The organism is Pseudotabrizicola sp. (genome assembly GCF_030656345.1).
In the GTDB taxonomy this organism is placed as follows: Bacteria; Pseudomonadota; Alphaproteobacteria; order Rhodobacterales; family Rhodobacteraceae; genus Pseudotabrizicola.
The window spans coordinates 1-18,832 of the sequence record NZ_JAUSNR010000027.1 but is presented as its reverse complement, the minus strand read 5'-3'; the positions used below and the strand labels follow the sequence as shown (position 1 = coordinate 18,832).

General features: G+C 61.3%; 14 protein-coding genes and 2 pseudogenes. 12 read left to right on the top strand and 4 right to left on the bottom strand.

The features are described from left to right. Positions 1-687, bottom strand: a pseudogene (locus Q7J44_RS17365) (IS5 family transposase); the annotation flags it as partial. Between the two features lie 55 nt (positions 688-742). Here Q7J44_RS17365 and Q7J44_RS17360 point away from each other — a divergent pair. Continuing rightward, positions 743-1,549, top strand: coding sequence for a class II aldolase/adducin family protein (locus Q7J44_RS17360; protein ID WP_370693031.1), 807 nt, complete (start codon positions 743-745; stop codon positions 1,547-1,549). 188 nt (positions 1,550-1,737) lie between these two features. On the opposite strand, the gene Q7J44_RS17355 is transcribed toward Q7J44_RS17360, so the two are convergent. After that, a complete protein-coding gene (locus Q7J44_RS17355) occupies positions 1,738-1,953 on the bottom strand; it encodes a hypothetical protein (protein WP_304882062.1) in 216 nt (71 codons plus the stop codon). 432 nt (positions 1,954-2,385) lie between these two features. Here Q7J44_RS17355 and Q7J44_RS17350 point away from each other — a divergent pair, with 432 nt between their 5' ends. From Q7J44_RS17350 to Q7J44_RS17305, 10 genes are all read left to right on the top strand, one after another. Next, the gene (locus tag Q7J44_RS17350) at positions 2,386-3,696 is read left to right on the top strand and encodes an RNA polymerase sigma-54 factor (protein WP_304882060.1); all 1,311 of its coding nucleotides are present in this window, start codon (positions 2,386-2,388) and stop codon (positions 3,694-3,696) included. A gap of 156 nt (positions 3,697-3,852) precedes the next feature. After that, positions 3,853-5,394 (top strand): ABC transporter substrate-binding protein, encoded by a 1,542-nt coding sequence (locus Q7J44_RS17345; RefSeq protein WP_304882058.1) that lies wholly within the window; start codon positions 3,853-3,855, stop codon positions 5,392-5,394. 28 nt (positions 5,395-5,422) lie between these two features. Continuing rightward, positions 5,423-6,430 carry an ABC transporter permease gene (locus tag Q7J44_RS17340; RefSeq protein WP_304882056.1) on the top strand — a complete coding sequence of 336 codons (1,008 nt, stop codon included), beginning with the start codon at positions 5,423-5,425 and terminating at the stop codon, positions 6,428-6,430. Then, positions 6,427-7,320 (top strand): ABC transporter permease, encoded by an 894-nt coding sequence (locus Q7J44_RS17335; RefSeq protein WP_304882055.1) that lies wholly within the window; start codon positions 6,427-6,429, stop codon positions 7,318-7,320. Before Q7J44_RS17340 ends, Q7J44_RS17335 begins: the two co-directional genes overlap by 4 nt. Continuing rightward, entirely contained in the window at positions 7,317-8,306 is a 990-nt protein-coding gene (locus Q7J44_RS17330) for an ABC transporter ATP-binding protein (protein WP_304882053.1), read from the top strand. The genes Q7J44_RS17335 and Q7J44_RS17330 overlap by 4 nt, the downstream gene beginning before the upstream one ends. Further along, on the top strand, positions 8,303-9,307 hold the full coding sequence (locus Q7J44_RS17325; RefSeq protein ID WP_304882051.1) for an ABC transporter ATP-binding protein: 1,005 nt from the start codon (positions 8,303-8,305) through the stop codon (positions 9,305-9,307). The genes Q7J44_RS17330 and Q7J44_RS17325 overlap by 4 nt, the downstream gene beginning before the upstream one ends. Continuing rightward, positions 9,304-10,365: a C45 family peptidase gene (locus Q7J44_RS17320; RefSeq protein WP_304882049.1), complete on the top strand. Its 1,062-nt coding sequence runs from the start codon at positions 9,304-9,306 to the stop codon at positions 10,363-10,365. Before Q7J44_RS17325 ends, Q7J44_RS17320 begins: the two co-directional genes overlap by 4 nt. Before the next feature lie 24 nt (positions 10,366-10,389). Further along, the gene (locus tag Q7J44_RS17315) at positions 10,390-11,367 is read left to right on the top strand and encodes a sigma-54-dependent Fis family transcriptional regulator (RefSeq protein ID WP_304882047.1); all 978 of its coding nucleotides are present in this window, start codon (positions 10,390-10,392) and stop codon (positions 11,365-11,367) included. Positions 11,368-11,511: 144 nt separating this feature from the next. Continuing rightward, positions 11,512-12,870, top strand: a complete 1,359-nt coding sequence (locus tag Q7J44_RS17310) for an acyclic terpene utilization AtuA family protein (RefSeq protein WP_304882046.1) — start codon at positions 11,512-11,514, stop codon at positions 12,868-12,870. Positions 12,871-12,878: 8 nt separating this feature from the next. Beyond that, positions 12,879-13,208, top strand: a complete 330-nt coding sequence (locus Q7J44_RS17305) for a DUF4387 domain-containing protein (protein ID WP_304882044.1) — start codon at positions 12,879-12,881, stop codon at positions 13,206-13,208. A 480-nt stretch (positions 13,209-13,688) separates the two neighbouring features. On the opposite strand, the pseudogene Q7J44_RS17300 reads toward Q7J44_RS17305, so the two are convergent. Then, positions 13,689-14,753 (bottom strand): annotated as a pseudogene (locus Q7J44_RS17300) (integrase core domain-containing protein). A 140-nt stretch (positions 14,754-14,893) separates the two neighbouring features. Further along, positions 14,894-17,725 carry an FAD-binding and (Fe-S)-binding domain-containing protein gene (locus tag Q7J44_RS17295; protein WP_304882042.1) on the bottom strand — a complete coding sequence of 944 codons (2,832 nt, stop codon included), beginning with the start codon at positions 17,723-17,725 and terminating at the stop codon, positions 14,894-14,896. A 68-nt stretch (positions 17,726-17,793) separates the two neighbouring features. On the opposite strand from Q7J44_RS17295, the gene Q7J44_RS17290 reads away from it, so the two are divergent. Then, complete coding sequence (locus Q7J44_RS17290) at positions 17,794-18,717, top strand: LysR family transcriptional regulator (protein WP_304882040.1); 924 nt, start codon at positions 17,794-17,796, stop codon at positions 18,715-18,717. Positions 18,718-18,832 lie beyond the last annotated feature (115 nt).

Sequence of the window (18,832 nt, the reverse complement as noted above, 5' to 3'; positions counted from 1 at the left end):
GTCGCCAGTCCTTGATCCGCCCGAACATGATCTCGATGCGGTTGCGGCGTTTGTAGCGTCGCTTGTCATGCTTGATGGGTTTGCCGCGCGACTTCCTGCCGGGAATGCAGGGCTTTATCCCCTTGTCTTTCAACGCATCTCGGAACCAGTCGGCGTCATAGCCCCGGTCGGCAAGCAACCATTCCGCCTTTGGCAGGCGGCTCAGCAGGGCCGCCGCACCGGTGTAGTCACTGACCTGGCCTGCGGTCATGAAGAAGCGGAGCGGGCGGCCCTCGGCGTCGGTAACGGCATGCAACTTGGTGTTCATGCCGCCCTTGGTTCGGCCGATCAGACGGCCCCTCTGGTCACCGGCTCCCCCTTTTTCGACCGCAGGCTGGTCGCCGTGCGGTGTGCCTTCAGGTAGGTCGCGTCGATCATCACTGTCTTCGGGACGGCGGCCTCGGCGGCCAGGCCAACCATCATACGGGCGAAGACACCCTTGTCGCTCCACCGCTTCCAGCGGTTGTAGAGGGTCTTTGGTGGGCCATATTCCTTCGGCGCATCGCACCACCGCAAGCCATTGCGATTGATGAAGATTATCCCGCTCAACACTCACCGATCATCGACACGGGGTTTGCCGTGGCTCTTCGGGAAGAAGGGTTGAAGCCGCGCCATCTGCGCGTCCGTCAGCCAAAAAAGGCTGCTCATCAGTCAGTCTCCTTGCGGAGGCTGAATCACGCCGCGAGCGGATGATCAATAGGTCCTGACCCTAGAGATCGGGCACAACCTCTTTGGCAGGCGGCTGGCGGTGGTCGATTATGTGATGCCCGGCTATGATCTTTCGATCGAAGCAGCCCGGATTTTTGACAGCAACCCCGAATGTGAAGGGCTTTGGCTGGTCAATCATGGCCTGTTTACCTTTGGCGACACTGCGCAGCAGTCCTATGCGCGGATGATCGCGTTTGCCGCGCTTGCCGAAGACTATCTCGCCAGCCACGGTGCCACGCTTGCGCAGGAACCGGGCAGTGATCCGGCTTCTGCAGCGTCCGATGCTTTCAGCGCCCGGCTGCAACAGGCCATCGCGCAAAGCGACGGGGGCTGGAGCGATACCAGTGTTGATTTCCGGACCTCGCCCCAGATCCGCACGATCGTTGACCAGCCATCGCTGGTGCTGGCGTTGCAGCGCGGCACGGTTACGCCGGATCATGTGATCCGTCTGAAACCCTTTCCGCTTGTGGTACCAGCCGATGCCACGGTCGACGCCATCGCCGAGGCCCTGACAGATTTTGCGGCGCGCTATCGCAACTATTTCGAGCTTGGGGCCGACCGGGCGCCCGAGCCCAAGATCATGCTGGACCCGCTGCCACGGCTGGTCCTTGTGCCGGGTTTGGGCTTGTTCGGCATCGGAAAGCGCGCAGGTGAGGCAGAGATTGTAGCCGATCTGGCCATGCAGATGCTGCGCATCGTTTGCGCCGCCGAGCGCTATGGTCGATTTACGCCGCTGCCGCCGTTGCGGTTGTTCGAAATGGAATACTGGTCTTTGGAACAGGCAAAATTGAAGAAAGTCTGACCGTCCAGAAAAGCCATCAGTCGTCGTTCCTGCCGCTGCCAATCTCGAGCGATAACTCTCCTCACGGCCATTCGCACCATGCTTCTCGCCCGCACAGAATGGAATCCGCCTTCGGCCCAGTCCAAGGTGGTGCGCCAACCGACTGGCATCGTCGTCATCTGCACGGGATGCTACTTCTTCATGTGGCCTCACATCACCTGGCTCAGCGGATGAAGCCTTGCTCCCCACGCAACCCGAAAGAACGCGACGTTGAATGCCTTCTGATGCATGGCCTGAACGCCGGCAACATGACGGATGTGAACAAGCATCGAAGTTTGATCCCCTTCGGCGCCGAAGTTTAACCCCATCAAGCTGGACAATATCTCTGTTGTTTCAAGGCTTTGATTGCATGAGGGCGGGGTCATCGGCGGACGCCGACGGTAGGGTCAAACCCCGCACCGAAACACAGGCGAAGTCATTAAGTTCATGCTACCCATGAAAGGGGGGTGTCAAGCTGACCGATATCCTGACGGCGAACGACGCTAGCCTCCCAAACCAAGGTGCATCCGGCGCTGTGAGCACTGCGCTACGCGCGGGACGTCGGTCTGCTGCGACCTGTCGCGCACTTGACTGAGTAGGTGGCAAGCTGCAGTTTCGCGATGGCACTGAGGAACTCAAAGTGACTTGTTCCCCCATGTGCATCGTCAAATTGTGGAGGCCGGGGTAAGATCGGTTCGCATTGCGGTCGATCCATCAGATGCCAGGGCGGACCACCTAGGGCAGTGGCAATTATTTGACCCAGCGCAGTGTGACAGCGCTCTGGCGCTCCCAGGCAAACACCAAAGAAGGGGCCTGACTTGATTGGAATTGACCTTGGGCTGAAGCAACGCACGTCGCTTGCGATCACTCCGATTCTGCGCGAAGCTATTGGCTTTATGGTGATGTCCAATGCCGAGCTTTCGGCTCGGCTGGCGGATCTTGCAGTAACGAGTGCTGTCCTGAAGGTTGTTGTTGGTGCCGAGGCGCATAGCTGGTTTTCGTTACTCCGTCAGATAAGTCCGCCGACCTCGGGTCGTCATTGTCAGCCACCCGACGTCCACTTCGGACCGGGTGGGTTTGATGCCGAAAGACTTCCGCAGTCCGATGCCGGGCTTGTTGCGCATGTGGAAAGCCAGCTTTCGCTTCTGGTGCGGGACCGTGAAGATCGGCGGATAGCGCAAAGTTTCCTGCTCGCCCTGGAGCCTTCGGGTTGGCTTTCCGCGAGCCTTGCCGAGATTGCCGCCGATGCGGGGTGTTCTGTAGCCCGCGCGGAACAGGTTTTGGGCCAGTTGCAAGCGGCAGAGCCGACCGGACTTTTTGCGCGTTCGCTTGCGGAATGTCTGACACTGCAAGCCGAGGAACAGGGCTGCCTGACGCCAGCCTTTGCTGCCATGCTGTCCAATCTGCCACTTTTGGCTGCAGGTGAGACCGAAGCCTTGGCCGCCGCCTGCGCGTGCGACGATGACATGGTGCTCGACATGGCCCGGACATTGAGGCGGATGAACCCGAAACCCGGCGCCGCCTTTGCCGAAGCATCGGTTGTCGGTCGCCCGTGCGACCTGATTTTGCGCCGCGATGGCGATGGATGGCTCTTGGAGCTGAACGACCAGACGGCCCCGGCTTTGCGCCTTGAGTCCGGAACAGACGCGCCGATTCACGCCTTGCGGGAGGCGCGCGCCTTGATTCAGGCGGTAGAGCGGCGGCATGCCACGGTGCTGACGATCGCGACCGAAATCATTACGCGCCAGGATGCCTTTTTGCGCGGGCACGCACCGCTGGCGCCACTGACGATCAATGATCTCGCGTCGGCCACCGGATTGCATCGCAGCACTGTCAGCCGGGCCACAGCTGCGTTAACCTTGTCACTGCCAAAGCGGACACTCGGTTTGCGCAGCTTGCTTTGTGCCTCTGCTCCGGCGGCGCGCCAACAGGAAGGCCCGCTTTCGGTTCAGGCGGTCTTGGACCTTATGCGCGCATTGGTGGCCAAGGAAGATGCGGCCAACCCGTTGACGGATGAAGCCTTGGCAAAGCTCTTGCTGCCCGAAGGGGCAGCCCTGGCGCGCCGCACCGTGGTGAAGTATCGGAAACTGGCAGGCATTCCTGCCAGAGCGGCGCGCCGCGATGCGTGAAGTGCAAACCGCGCCGCGTGCAATTCGCGCCTAGCGCCGCAGCGATCAAGTCGCAGTGCCGCCAAATTCTGGCACAGTCTGTGCATATCTGTTCCTGTCCGCCTCTGAATGGACCACGCACCCGGAATTGGGGCACACTCATAAGGGAGAATTCCAATGAACGCACTGCCACGCCTCTTGCTGGCCACTGCCTTGGCCACTTGCCCTGCCATGATGCCCGCTGCCTTGGTGGCCCAGGATCTGATCGTCGGATTTACACTTGATGCCGACACGCTTGACCCGGCCAACCACCGCAAACGCGAAACCGAGACAGTCATCCGAAACATCTATGACGGTCTGCTGACACGCGATCCCGATATGCGCGTCGTGCCCGAAATCGCCGAGACGATGACCCAGGTTTCGCCCACGATCTATGACTTCAAGATCCGCACGGGCATCAAGTTCCATGACGGGACCGAGATGACCGCCGAAGATGTCAAGTTCACCCTTGATCGTGTAACGGTCGAGGGTGCTATGGGCGACGGCCAGACCAGCCCGCGACAGGGGCTGATGGGGCCGGTTGCCTCAGTCGAGATTGTCGACGGCGATACCGTTCGCATCACGCTCAAGGAACCGTGGCCAATCCTGCCCGCGATGCTGCCCAACCAGCAGATTGTGTCGAAGGCGTTTGTCGAAGCAAACGGCACCGCGGGCATGGCGACGATGACCAACGGCACCGGACCCTTCAAGCTGGGGGAATGGCGCAAAGGGGATGCGATCATCCTGCAGCGCTTCGACGACTACTACGGCGGCTCGCCTGATATCGCACCAGTAGGGGCGGCTTGTGTTGAACGGGCGATCTTCAAGATCATCCCCGAAAGCGCCAGCCGTGTTGCGGCGCTTCTGGCGGGCGACGTTCATATTATCAACGAACTTCCCACCTTTTCGATCGCACAGGTCAAGGCGAATCCGGGAACCGACGTGATGACAGTGAACGGCACGCGCAGCTTTTTCCTGGCGATGAACCTGCAAGGCGAAGTGTTCGACGACCTCAAGGTGCGTCAGGCAGCGGCCCATGCCATCGACAAGGATCTGATCATTGACCGCATCCTTGACGGGACAGCCGCCCGGATCGAAGGCATCCTGTCTCCCGATGCCTTTGGGTCAAGCGAGCTTCCGGCTGTTTCCTATGATCCCGAAAAGGCAAAGGCGCTGCTGGCCGAGGCGGGATATCCGGACGGCATCAGTATCACGATGGACACTGAAGGCGCTTTCAAGGACACTGCCGAGGCTATCGCCTCTATGCTGACGAACGCGGGCATCCGCACGACAGTCGCGGTGGGCGAAAGCGCGCAATTGACCGAAAAGTGGCGCACTGCTGGCAAGCCGAAATCGGGTGATATGTATTTCTCCAGCTGGGGGAATGGCTCGCTCGACCCGTTCGACATCTTCACACCGACGCACAAGACCAATGATCGGGGCAATTCGGCCGGCTATGCCAATCCCGCACTGGATGCGCTGCTGGATCAAGCCGCCGTTGAAATGGATGCGGAAAAACGCGCCGGGATGTATCGCGAGGCGGAGTTGATGATCAACGCCGATCAACCCTACGTCTATCTCTGGGTCCCGCAGGACATTTACGGCGTGTCGAAAAAGCTGTCCGGCTGGGCACCCAGCGCCGACAGCAGGATCAATCTGCACGACGCCTGCATCAACTGAGCATCGATCACAACCAAAGGGGGCGAGCATGAGTCTGAGCAGATTACTGGAACGTTTGCTGCAACTTATACCCGTCCTGTTGGGTGTCAGCGCCATCGCATTCCTGATGATGGCGCTGACGCCGGGCGACCCGGTGCAAATCATCATCGGCGACCAGTCGATCACACCTGAACAGGAGGCAGAACTGCGGCGTGGCCTCGGCCTTGACCGATCCTTGGTGGAACGGTTCTTCATCTTTTTGCGCAATGCCCTGCAATTCGATTTTGGCACCAGCTATTACCACCGCCGACCGGTGAGCGACGTGATTGCCGAACGTCTGCCCGCAACCATCGAACTGAGCCTTGTCGCCCTGATCGTGGCATTGGTGACAGCGATCCCACTGGGCGTGCTGGCTGCGATCCGCAGGAATTCATTCCTCGATCGACTGGCAACTGTCGGCTCATTGCTTGGGGTGTCGTTGCCGGGGTTCTGGTTCGGCCTTTTGTTGATCATGCTGTTCGCGGTGCATCTTCAGATCCTGCCGGTGTCTGGCCGGATTGGCTATTCCAGTGAGGTTCCGACGATCACGGGCTTTATGCTGATCGATACGTTGCTGCACCGTGATCTGGCCGCCTTTGGCGATGCGCTGCGCCATATCTTGCTGCCTGCGATCACTTTGGGCCTTCCAATGACGGCGATCCTGATGCGCGTTACCCGCGCGTCAATGCTTGAGGTCATGCGTCAGGATTACATCACGTTTGCAGATGCCAAGGGGTTGCCGCGCCGCCGGGTCCTGTTTCGCCATGCGCTGAAGAACGCCTTGATCCCGACGGTTTCAGTTGCCGCGATCGAAACTGGCAGCCTGCTGGGCGGCAACATGATCGTCGAAGCCGTCTTTGGCTGGCCGGGTCTTGGCCGCTTGGTGGTGGAGAGCATTTTCCTGCGCAACTACCCGCTCGTGCAGGCTGCGGTGCTGCTTTACGCGGTCACCTATGTGCTGCTGAATTTTGTCGCCGATATCCTCTACACCGTCCTGAACCCGAGGGTGAAGCTGTGACCGACGCAACTCTTGCCCATACCGCGCCCGCAGATTCGCTGTTCCGCCGCAATCTGCGCGACTTTCGCCGCAACCGTCTGGCGATGGCGTCTGTCATCGTGGTGCTGATCTTTGTCATCATGACCGTTGCGGCACCCTTGATCGCGCCGCATGACCCAAATCAGACCGACCTGTTTCGCAGGCTGCAGCCGCCCGCCTGGATGGAGGGGGGCGACTGGGCCTTTGTTCTTGGCTGTGACGGGCTGGGCCGCGATATCCTGTCACGCATCATCTACGGCGCGCGCATCTCGATCTTTATCGGGGTGGTGGTGATCGTTCTTGCCACCGGCGTGGGCATTCTCGCAGGCTTGGCAGCTGGATATTTTCGTGGCTGGGTCGATGTGGTGATCGGGCGCGTGGTCGATATCCTGCTGGGCTTTCCTTATCTGATCTTTGCCATCGGTCTGATGGCTATGATGGGGCCGGGGTTGTTCAATATCGTTCTAGCGCTTGCGTATAAGGAGTGGGTCATTCCATGTCGCGTGGTGCGGGGGGAAACGCTGGCGGTGCGCGAACTGGAATATGTCGAGGCCGCCCGTGCGTTGGGCGCGGGGTCGGGCCACATCATGTGGCGCGAGATCCTGCCCAACATCATGTCGCCTGTGATTGTGGTCGCCACCATCCGCATGGCCAATGTCATCATCCTTGAGGCATCGCTGTCTTTCCTTGGGCTTGGCGTGCAGCCTCCCACCGCAAGCTGGGGCAGCATGGTGTCTGACGGGCGCGCCTTCATTCTTGAGGCGTGGTGGGTGTCCACCTTTCCGGGACTGGCGATCGTGCTTCTTGTTCTGGCCATCAACGTGGCCAGCCAGGGTTTGCGCGACGCCTTTGATCCGAGGTTCAGCGAATGACCGTTCTGCTTGAAGTAACCAACCTGCGGACAGAATTTACGGCCCGCGCCGGACTGGTGCGCGCGGTTGATGGTGTGAGCTTGCAAATCTCACGCGGGGAATGCCTGGGGGTGGTCGGTGAGAGCGGCTCGGGGAAATCCGTGACGTTTTCGTCGATCATGGGGCTGGTGCGCCCGCCCGGAAAGGTCACGCAAGGTTCGATTTTTTTCGACGGACGTGACCTGCGCGGGATGTCTGCGGAAGAGATGCGCGGCGTGCGCGGTCGTGATATCGCAATGACGATGCAGGACGCGCTGACGGCGCTGAATCCTGCCCTGACAGTGGGCGAACAGCTCGCCGAGGTGTTGATCGCTCATGACGAGACCCTGCCCGCAGGTCGCGCTGCCCGTCGTGTCGCGATCAGGGATCGCTGCGTCGAGATGCTGGGGCTAGTTGGCATCCCGTCGCCGGACTCGCGTCTGCGCCAGTATCCTCACGAATTTTCAGGGGGAATGCGACAGCGGATAATGATCGCCATCGCCCTTGCATGTCGTCCCAAGCTGTTGATAGCCGACGAGCCCACCACGGCGCTGGATGTGACGATTCAGGCGCAGGTGCTTGAACTGATCTCAGACATCCGGGCTCGGTTGGGCATGGCAGTGGCACTGATCACGCATGATCTTGGTGTGGTGGCCGAGCATTGCGACCGTGTGATGGTGATGTATGCGGGTCAGGTCGTCGAAGAGGGGCCGACTGATGATGTGATCAGCCACCCTCGTCATCCATATACCCGTGGACTTCTGGCATCGATCCCGCGTCCGGCCATGCGGGGTCAACCACTGACCCCGATCAAGGGGCAAGTGCCAAATCTGATGGGTCTTGCGCCACAATGCCGGTTCCATTCGCGGTGCCCGCTGGCGCAGCCTGCCTGTCTGGTTGAGGTGCCGATGCTGTCTGCCGGCCCCGGCCGCCGCGCCCGGTGTCTGCGGTTGGAGGAAACGGTATGAGCCTGCTTGAGGTCACCAATCTGTCGAAGCACTACGAGGGCCGCCTGTCGTTGGCGCAGCGTCTGACCGGCGGCCGCAAGGCGGTGGTGCGGGCGGTAAACGGCGTGTCGCTGCATGTGAACAAGGGCGAGATTCTGGGCCTGATCGGCGAAAGTGGCTGCGGCAAATCCACCTTGGGCCGCGCGATCCTGCGGTTGCACGAACCGACTGAAGGCAAGGTTGTGTTTGATGGCGAAGATGTGACGGCGCTTTCGCCTCTGGCGCTCAAAGCGATACGGCGGCGGATGCAGATCATCTTTCAAGATCCCTACGCCAGCCTGAACCCCCGCCGCACTGTCGCCGAAATCGTCGGCTTGCCGCTGGCGCTGCATGGCATCGCCAGCGGAGACGAAGCGCGGGCCATCACCACGCAGGTCTTGCAGCGGGTGGGCCTGCAGCCGGACCAGATCGATCGCTATCCGCACCAGTTTTCCGGCGGGCAACGACAACGCATCGGCATTGCACGGGCGCTGGTGTCGAACCCTGAATTCATCGTCTGCGATGAACCAGTGTCTGCGCTGGATGTGTCTATTCAGGCGCAGATCATTGCGCTGTTGCTGGAGTTGAAGCAGGAATTGGGGCTGACATATCTGTTCATCAGTCACGACATTTCGGTGATCGGCTACCTGAGCGACCGGGTCGCGGTGATGTATCTGGGCGAGATTGTTGAGACCGGGCCGGTGGTGTCGGTTCTGGACAATCCGCGCCATCCCTATACCCAGAGTCTGCTATCGGCGGTGCCCGAAATCGGTGCAAAGCGCGCGAAGGGCCGGGTGAGGCTTCAGGGCGATCTACCCTCGCCATTGAACCCGCCCAAAGGCTGCAAATTCCACACGCGCTGTCCTTTGGCCATTCCGATCTGTCAGACGGTTGTTCCTGTTTCGCAAACCGTGGGTGCGGAACATTACGCGGCCTGTCACCGGCTTGAAGAAGGACTCACATTGTTGGAAGAAACGCGATGATCGAGGTTTCGGTCAATGGCACAGCCTATGAACGGGGCAGGGCGCAGGCGGGGGCAGCCTCGGTTGATGCGGTGCGTAGTGCCACCGTGGCGCGAGTGGAACGTGCTCGTGCCGAAGGTGTGATTGACGACGCGGCCGAGACCTATCTGGCGGCACAACGCGAGTTTCATGAACATCACGACCCCGAAAGTCTGTCCGAGCTGGCCGGCGTGGCAGCAGCCTTTGGCCTCGCCGAGCCGGACCTTTTCGCCCATCTGCACCTTGGCACCCTGCGTGATATCAAGGGGGGGGCCACGCTTCTTGACGGGTGCAGTGCGTGGGTGGTTCCCTCTGGGCCAGAGGGGGCGCTGGTGGTGAAAAACCGCGACACCTCGGGGATTCATGCGGGAATTCAATGCGTTTTGCGGCATTCCGGGCCCGATATCGTGACGGGTCAGGTGCTTAGCCTGAGCAGCCTTGGCAGTTTGGCAGCCTGGTCATCGGGGATCAATGCCGCTGGCCTTGCGGTGGCCGACACGCAGGTTGCGGTGAACCGGCATCGCGTCGGTTGGTTGCGCTATTCGCTTTTGCCGCGCCTGCTTGCGCGCGCGCGCACTGTGGCTGAGGCTGTAGTGCTGATCCGCAGTTTGCCACACGCCGGGGGCGGCACGTTGGTTCTAGCAGATCAAGGGGGGGCAACCGCAGCGGTGGAGCTATCAGCCAATGGCGCCGTCATCACGCAAGGCGGCGTGCAGTGGCGGACCAATCACTACACGGCAGCGCAGACGCGGGCGGAAACACTTGGCCCAGACGGGGACCAAATTACCAGCAATTCGCATCAGCGTTTCGAATTTCTTGGCCGTGTCTTGCCAGACCGGACGTGGACTGTCCAAGACGCAAAAGACTTGATGGCCACCCATCCCGGCCCTGGCTTTGCCCCGCTATGCCAACACCCGAATGATGCCGATGGCTCTGAAACCATTTCCTCGGTCGTTTATTCCTGTAGTGTCGGGGGCATGGAGATCAGCGACGGGACACCCTGTCTGAGCCGATGGCAAAGGATTGAACCCTGCCGGTGATCACCCAGGAAACGCAGGGGCGGCATGGCAAACTACGGGAACGAACTGGTCGGCACGTCGCCAGCAGTAGAAGCTTTGCGCAGGCTGGTCGAACGGATCGGCGGCAGCCCGACACGAACTGTGTTGATCTATGGCGAAACCGGTGTCGGCAAGGGTCTGGTCGCCCGAATGATCCACCAGATGTCCAGCCGCGCGAACCGTGATTTCGTTGACATCAACTGCGCCGCCCTGCCGGCCAATCTGATGGAGTCTGAGCTATTTGGCCATGAGAAAGGTGCCTTTACCGGCGCAATAGACCGCAAGATGGGGTTGGTCGAGGCTGCGGACCATGGCAGTGTTTTTCTGGATGAAATCCGGGAACTGGACCTGACCTTGCAGGCCAAGCTTCTGACATTGCTCGACACTCAACAATTCCGGCGTGTGGGCGCGGTCAAGCCGGTCAAGGTGGATGTGCGTTTTATTGCGGCCACCAATAAAGTTCTTTTGTCCGAAGTCACGTCGGGCCGGTTCCGTGAAGATCTTTACTATCGGCTTCAGGTGGTTGCGGTGAACCTGCCTGCGCTGCGTGAACGCGGCGAAGATGTGCTGACATTGGCGCGCCATTTCATCGCGCGTTTCAACAAAACGTATGGCCGAACCATGCGTGGGCTGACCCCCGAAACCGAGCAGATTTTTCTGCGATATGCTTGGCCGGGTAATGTTCGAGAGTTGGAAAACCTGCTCGAACGCATCTTCATTCTGGAAGATGAAGACATGATCTTGCCACGCCATTTGCCCGACCGCATTCTGCGCTCGGTGTCGGGGCAGTCAGACCCAATCGCCACCGCCCCACTGACCGGATCAGAGGATTACCACGCCGCGACCGATTCCTTTCAGCGTGCCATGATCGGTCAGGCGATGTCACAGGCCAACGGCAACCCGCAAGAGGCGGCAAAAGCGCTAGGTCTGTCGCGCCACGCTCTGCGCCACCAGATGATAAAGCTGGGCCTTCTGAAATCCTGACCCTTGCGTTGCGTGATGTGCGCACAGCCGCGTGCTTTTCGCGCAAAACGTCCCGGTTTCCCCAATGTCGCGCGGTGTTTGTGTGTCCAGTTTTGGCACGAAACGTGCATATAAGTCCATGAAACGCGGTGTGCGAGGGATCGAATGTCTTCCATCAGAATCATCTGCCCGAATGGGCATCTGGGCTTTGCCCCTCTCAAGACCGAGAGTTTCCGGCTTGCGGTTGAGACAAAACCCGATTTCATCGCGGCGGACTCGGGCAGCGATGACATCGGCCCGGTACCTCTGGGCAATGACAGCTGTGCAAGCCCCCGTTCGTGGCAAGAGCATGATCTTGAAGAAATGCTGTTGGCCGCGCGTCGTCTGGGTGTGCCGATGGTGATCGGTTCGGCGGGCGACACCGGCACCAATTCACGCGTGGACATGTTTGTTCAGATCATTCGTGACATTGCCGCCCGGCACAACCTTGCCCCATTCAAGCTGGGCTGGTTCTATTCGGAGGTGGATCGCGAGTATGTCCGCACCAAAATCCGTGACGGCTCGGCCATCCGCGGGCTGGATGCGCGCGAAGATCTGACCGAGGCGGAACTTGACGCCACGTCGCGCGTGGTGGCGATGGCGGGTGTCCATCCCTTTGTCAAACTGCTGGAAGACGGCTGTGATGTGATTATCGGCGGGCGGTCATCCGACAGCGCCATCTTTGCGGCCTGCGCGTTGTTCAAGGGGTTTCCCGAGGCGCAAAGCTACTACCTCGGCAAGGTTCTGGAATGCGCGTCGTTCTGTGCAGAACCCTACGGTGCCAAAGAAACCGTCATGGGCGAGATCACGCCCGACGCGGTAGAGGTCACCGCAATGGCCTCATGGCAACGCTGCACCGTCGCCTCGGTTGCGGGCCATGCGATGTATGAGCGGTCAAACCCGTTCCACGAATTCGTGGCTGGCGGCATGCTGGACATGACCAGGTGCCACTATGACCAGATCAGCGAAAAGACCACGCGCGTGACCGGTATGGACTTTGTTCCGGCCGAAGATTTCAGGGTGAAACTGGAAGGATCGGGCAAGGTTGGGGAGCGTTTCGTTGGCATGGCGGGCATCCGTGATCCCTACACCATCGCCAATGTTGACGCCGTCATAGACTGGGCTCGCACGCAAACGATCGAACGCTTTGGCCCGACCGGGTGGGAGTTGCATTACAACGTTTTTGGCCGCAACGGAGTCATGGGCGATATGGAGCCCCTGAAAGACAAGCCGGGCCATGAACTTTGCGTCGTCGTTCAAGGTGTCGCGCCCACGCGCGAAATGGCAGAAGAGGTCTGCATGACCGGAACGCGGCAAATGTTTTATGCGCGACTGCCGGACGTAAAGGGAACTGCGGGCGGCGTGTCTTTTGTGTTGGATGAGGTTCTGCAGGCAAGCCCCGCCTATCGTTGGACCCTGAATCACACCATGTCGGTCAGCAGCCCGATGGAACTGTTCCCGACCCATAGCGAAACCGTCGGCTGAGGTATCCCATGAACAACGTCAAGAAACTTTCCGATCTGGCGAAAACGATCCGTTCCAAGAACGCCGGTACCGACAAAATCACTTTTGATATTATCTTCCGCGAACGCGAGACCTATGACCTGGTCAAACGGTCGGGCGCACTTACGCGCGACAGTGTCTGTCACATCCTGAAGGTTGATCCAGAGCGTCTAACGGATTTTGTCGAGTACGACCCGGCCTACGCGATCAAGTTCACTATTCTGCGTGTGCGTCCATCGGGGAGCGCCGGGGATGGCGATATCTTTGGCGCGCAGCAATATGCTCCGTTTTTGGATGTAGAGGTAGATATTTCTGCCTGACCGTCTGACCAAGTGCCGATACCTTCTCTTGCAAGCCGACAGGGTGTGTGGTGTAGCGGACACGTAGCGACGCAAGGCATTGGAACGTTCATTTGCCAAGATGTGTTCTGCGTCAGCTTGTGTCGGCTCGACTGCACAAACCGGGTTGAGGACGGGAGTTGCCTAATCCTGCGCAGGTTTATATCTCGGCTCCAATTATGAGTGTTCCGAGCGCGGTGAAGCCGTTCAGTACGGCCATCGTCACCGCAGTTCGGCAACCTGACAGTCGGTGTCCTTCGCGGCCAGTTCAGGCTGCTCGCGAAGGGCAGGGTGGGATGATCGCCCGAAGCATGTAGAAACAGTTGGCAAATCCTGTCCCCGCAACCAAAATCATAAGTAATGACGTTGCCCCCACCTTTTATCCAGTGTGAGCGAGACTCTGGGTTTGAGTGATCCGACCCCCAACGTTGGACCGTCCGTAGGCAGAGTTTCCGGCTTCGCTCAGGGTGACGGGCTGGTGACGCCCCCTGATTTCGTCAGCATGATCGGGACCTTGTTGCCGATCGCGCCGTGTGGCCGTTCCTCGTTGTAGTATCTACGCCAAGCCTCCAACCTTTCGGCCGCGTCTGCAAGGGTCAGGAACCAGTGCTGGTCCAGGCATTCGGCACGGAACCGGCCGTTGAACGCTTCGATGAAGGCATTGTCCGTTGGTTTGCCCGGGCGCGAGAAGTCGAGCACAACACCGCGCTGATATGTCCACAGGTCCATGTCGCGCGAGACGAACTTGCTGCCCTGATCGACCCGGATCGTCTCGGGATAGCCAGCCGTTCGGCACACCCGATCAAGCGTCGCCACGACATCTTCGCCGCGATAGCTGTAACGCACATCCAGCACGGGCACGTAGCGCGAGAAGGTGCCGACCACGGTCAAGACCCGCCGCTTTGGCGTCTTATGCCTGAGTTGCATGCCCAACTCCTTATAAATACGATAGACTTTCTTGACGTTGATGCCCCAGCCTTCCCGGTCCAGCAGAACGTGAACGCGCCGGTAGCCATACCTCACGCGCGTTTCACAGATCTCACGGATCCGCTTGGCCAAGGCAGCCTGATCCCCTCTCGCAGTTTGCAAGCAAACCGCTGCCGGGCAACGGGTGCGGCGGGATTGGTAGTGGAACGTCGAGCGGTTGAATCCGATGGCCCCACAAGCCGTCCGAATCGACACCCGCTGCCCGGCAGCGCATGCAAGCATGCGCGAGAGGGGCCCAATCGCTGCACATCCCGCGAACCAGTTCGCGCATGCGGCCAGGCTTCAGATCTTTCGCCGGATCACGTCCTGCAGCATTTCCCTGTCCAAGGTCAGATCAGCCACGATCTTCTTCAACCGACTATTCTCGTCCTCAAGCTGTTTCATCTCGGTCGGCAGCAGACCGGCATACTTCTTCTTCCAATTGAAGTAGGTCGCTTGGCTGATGCCCGCCTTCCGGCAGATCTCCGCAACTGGCGTTCCGTCTTCGCCCTGCTTGATGATGAACGCCTTCTGCGCGTCCGTGAAATTGCTCGCTTTCATCCGATTCCGCTCCTCTCCCAGCCAGGAAAACGTAGCGGAAAACTCCAGCTTCAAACGGTCCAGTTTGCGGGGTTCAGATCATGCCAACTGCGGGCAGGGGCAAGGTAGGGGCTGGCTTGTGCGGGGGCAAGGTGGCGCGACTATCCGGCTAGCGCCTGCGCAATCAGGCCCAAGGGATGCCGGGGCAGCCGCCCGCCCAGCCGTTCGGACTGGCAGCGGCAGGAAAAGCCGGTGGCCAGCAGATCATCATCCGCCGCCACATGGGTTTTCCACGACAGGTCGAACAGGCGGCGCGACACGGTCTGGTGCCGGTTCTGATGACCAAACAACCCGGCCATGCCACAACAGCCGGTGGGCGGGGTCTGCACCGTCAGTCCGATGGCCGCAAATACGGTCTGCCACAGCGCGCCGGTCTGGGGCAGGGCGGTGGCCTCGGTGCAATGCGACAGCAGGCGCGCTGACGATGCCCGGGCCTGCGCTTGCGGGAAGGTCCGCCGTGCGGCCTCGGCCGTCAGGAATTCCTGCGGCAGCTGGACGGGCGGCACCGATATACCGGCTTTGGGATAATCCTGCCGCAGCATCAGGGCGAAGGCCGGTTCAAATGCGACCAGCGGATGGCCGGTGGACGCTGCGGCGTGCAGATCCGTGGCAACCGCCTGCGCCATGCGGTGAAAACCCGCCATCTCGCCTGCGCCATGGGCGGCCTTGCCAGCGGGGCGCATCGGCAGCATCCGGGGCTGGTAGCCAAGCGCGCGCAGGCCTGCGACGACGTCGCGCTGCGCGTCGGCGTCGAACAGGGCGGTGAACCAGTCCTGCACCAGAATGACGGTGTTGCCAGGCAGCGGCCCGGTCAGATCCTGCCGCGTCAGCAAAAGCGCCCGGTCCTGCTGCGCCAGCCGGTCCGGCAAGTCGCGGCTGCGCGTCAACACGCCGCCGATCCGTGCCGCCAGCGGCCAGAGCGGGGCCAGCACGGGGGCCATGCGCAGCACGGCCGGGCTGAAGCGTTCCGCCGCCAGAACCAGCCGCTCGGCCAGCTTGCGGCGGTGGCGAAGGTGGTAATCGGCCAGAAAGGCGCTGCGCATGCTGGGAATATCGACCTGCACCGGGCAGGCGCTGGCGCAGGCCTTGCAGCCAAGGCAGCTGTCCAGCACGGCCAGCAGGTCACTTTCTATCTGCGGCAGATCCGTCGCGCCGATCTGCCGCGCGCGGTGCCAGCCGCGCAGTGCATCGGCGCGCCCCTTGGGGCTGTGGCGCAGATCGGCGCTGGCCTTGAAGCTGGGACACATCGGTGTGCTGACGGCATAGGACAGGCATTGTGCATTGCCGTTGCAGCGGAAGGCGCGGGTCAGCGGATCACCCGGTGCGGCGTTGAAGGTGCGAAACGGCGTGGTGGCGATGCCAAGGATCGGGGCGTCATTGCTGACCAGCTTGCCGGGGTTGAAGCGCCCGGCCGGATCGAAGGCCGCCTTCACACCCTGCAACGCAGCATAGGCCGCCGGGCCGATCCACGCCTTCAGATAGGCGCCGCGCACACCCTTGCCATGTTCGCCCCAGAAGATGCCGCCATGTTTGCGCGTCAGTGCAAAGACCGCATCCGACACTTCTACCAGCCGCTGCCGGTCCTCGGCGCGGTCGATGTCCAGCGTGGGACGAATATGCAGACAGCCGACATCGACATGGCCATAGATCCCGAAGCCCAGCCCGTTCTGCGCCAGCACGTCCAGAAATTCATCTAGGAAAGCAGGCAGATGTTCGGGCGGCACCACGGCATCTTCGACAAAGGCCACCGGACGGGCAGGGCCGTCAACCTTTCCCAGCAGTCCCACCCCGGCAGAGCGGATCGCCCAGAGTTGGCGGATCTCCTCCAGACCTGTCGCCACATGCACCGCGCCGATACCGGGCAGGCCGGTCAGGATCTGGCGGCAATGATCCAGCTTCGCGGCAAGCACCGCCGGATCATCGCCGTTCAGCTCGATGAAGCTATAGGCGACGCGCCGGCCCGGCCCGGCCCGCAGCCCGGCTGGCAGGTCGCGCAGGATGCCCGCATCCTCGGCGAGCGCCTGCACGGTTTCGTCCATCACCTCGACCGCTGTCGGATCAGCGGCCAGCAGCGGGGTCGCCGCCGCCAGCGCGGCGCGGAAATCGGTGAACCCCGCCACGATCAGGCGCTTTTCGGCTTCGATCCTCCGCAGTTTCACCCGGATGCGGCTGATCAGGCCCAGCGTGCCCTCGGCCCCCAGAAACAGACGCCACCACTGGAATCCCCCATCCTCGGGGCAGGCTCGTTCCAGGTCATATCCGGTGAAGCGGCGGTTCAGGCGCGGGGTGTTGGCGACAAAAGCGGCCCTGCCTTGCCGTGCGGCAGCCTCGGCCTGTGCCAGCATCGGCAGCGCCCAGTCCGGGGCGGGCGACAGACTGTCCAGCAGGCCCTGCGGCTGTGCCAGCTCCAGCCCGAGGATATTGTCCGAAGTTTTGCCATAGACCCGCGATCCCTTGCCCGAGGCGTCGGTGCTTACCATACCCCCGATGGTGCATCGGCTTGAGGTCGAAGTTTCCGGGGCGAAGAACCAACCGGAGGCGCGGATCCGGTCGTTCAGGTCGTCCAGCACCATGCCCGGCTGCACATCAGCCCAGCCCTGCGCGGCATCCAGTTCCAGCAGTTCGTTCATGTGACGGCGCAGGTCGATGATCACGCCATGGTTCAGGCTTTGCCCGTTGGTGCCGGTGCCACCGCCGCGTGCAGTCAGCGCAAGGCCGATGAAAGCGGGCTGTGTGGCCACGGCCATCAGCGTGACAAGATCCGTCGCATCCCGGGGTGCCACGATCAGGTCAGGCGCGATCTGATACACCGAATTGTCGGTGGACATTGCCGCACGCAGGGCACTGTCCTGTTCTATCTGGCCACGGAAACCTGCAGCGGCCAGCGCGGCTGCAAAGGCGGAAAGATCGGGCCGTGGTGCGTGATCCAGCATGTTCTGTCCTGTTGCATGAGGCTTGCCCCAGCTTGACACGCCATGTTGATTCATGAAAACACAATTAAATGAAGATAAATTCGGATAATCTGAATATAAACCTGCGCCATCTGCGGGCATTGCAGGCGATTGCAGAAACCGGCAGCTTTTCCGTCGCTGCCGCGCAGCTGGGGGTGGTCCCCTCGGCCCTGTCCCAGCTGATCCGCCAGCTGGAGGCCAGCATTGGCGGCACGCTGTTTGACCGAAGCGCCCGCCCACCGCTGATGACTCCGCTGGCCACGCAGTTTCTGGCCGATGCCCTGCCGGGGCTGGAGGGGATCGACCGCGCCGTGTCACGCCTGCGCCAGACCGCCGGGCTGGAGACCGGCACGCTAACCATCGGGGCGTCTCCCTCGGCGATCTCGGAACTGGTGGCACCGGTTCTTGCCGGTTTTCTGGCGGCGCGGCCGACGATCCGGCTGGTGCTGCATGACGACATTGCCGAGCGGCTGGCGCGAATGGTCGCCGATGGTGAGCTTGACATGGCGGTGGCCGGACGGGCGCTGCATTCGCCCGATCTGCGGCAGGAGGAAATCGCGCGCGACATCTTCGGGCTGGCCTGTCCGGCCGATCATCCGCTGACCCGCACCGCGCGGGTCGTGCTGACCGATCTGACCGATCTGCCCCTGATCGGAGTGGCCCCTGAAACCGGCACCCATCAGCTGTTGGCGCAAAGTGATCTGCCGATAGCGCTGCGCCAGACGCGGCTGAACGCGCATTCCACCGTGGCCCAGCTGTGCATGGTGCGCGCCGGGCTTGGGGTAGCCTTGCTGCCTCAGAACGCGGTCAGCCTGTTCAACGATCCGACCATCCGCTTTGTGCCGGTCGCGGATTTCACCCTGTGGCGCAGCCTTTACCTGATCGCGCCGACCCGACGGCCGCTGTCGCCCATAGCGCAGGCTTTCCTTATCAACCTGCGGCAGGCCTGTTCACTTGCAGATAGGGCGATGTGATAATCCGCGCACCGTCGCGAAGGCGCGGATGACCCGTGACCTTGCCGAACAGGCGTGGTGTTGGATCCATCACACCTGCGCACCAGGTTGCAAGCAAGGGTGCTGCGTCCAGTTC